Genomic DNA, 735 nt, shown 5'->3' on the forward strand with positions numbered 1-735 from the left:
AAGCGACATCGACACGGACGCGCTTGGCCGGATTCTCGATTGCGTGCTGGGGCTGCGATGATCCCGGTTCCTGTTGGCGTGAAGGTCTGGCTGGCGACGGGCCATACCGATATGCGCAAAGGCTTCCCCGGTCTGTCGTTGATGGTGCAGGAGGCGCTGAAGCGCGACCCGATGTGCGGTCACCTGTTCGTATTCCGCGGCCGAGGCGGTGGCCTGATCAAGGTGATCTGGCATGACGGCCAGGGAGCTTGCCTGTTCACGAAGAAGCTTGAGCGAGGACGCTTCATCTGGCCGTCAGCGGCCGATCGCACGGTGGTGATCACGCCTGCGCAGCTCGGTTATCTGCTGGAGGGCATCGACTGGCGGATGCCGCAAAAGACCTGGCGGCCGACGTCGGCCGGATGAGCAAAAACACTGGAATGATGGGGTCAAATATGATTCCATCCTGTCATGAGCGACGCGACCGAAGAGCTTCCGGACGACCTTGCCAGTGCCCTCGCATTGCTGGCCCAGGAACGCGCTCGACGTGTTGCAGCCGAAGCAGAAGCGGCAACCGCCAAGGCAGAAGCCGCCAGTGCAAAGGCACTCGTATCGCATTCCGAAGCGCTGATCGCTCGGCTGAAGGTGGAGATCGACAAGGTCCGCCGTGAACTCTACGGCAGCCGGTCCGAGCGTAAGGCGCGGCTCCTGGAGCAGATGGAACTGCAACTCGAGGAATTGGAAGCGGACGCCGGT

At 62.2% G+C, this 735-nt stretch carries 2 protein-coding genes; both read left to right on the forward strand.

Annotated elements, in window-relative coordinates:
- A partial coding sequence (tnpB, locus tag T18_RS24045) for an IS66 family insertion sequence element accessory protein TnpB (RefSeq protein ID WP_414896164.1) occupies positions 1 to 405 on the forward strand: 405 nt, incomplete at its 5' end.
- 45 nt (positions 406 to 450) lie between these two features.
- The coding region (locus tag T18_RS27990) for a transposase (protein ID WP_323455264.1) at positions 451 to 735 on the forward strand (285 nt) is incomplete at its 3' end.

The sequence above is a fragment of the Rhizobium sp. TBD182 genome (assembly GCF_001950375.1).
Lineage (GTDB): Bacteria > Pseudomonadota > Alphaproteobacteria > Rhizobiales > Rhizobiaceae > Agrobacterium > Agrobacterium tumefaciens.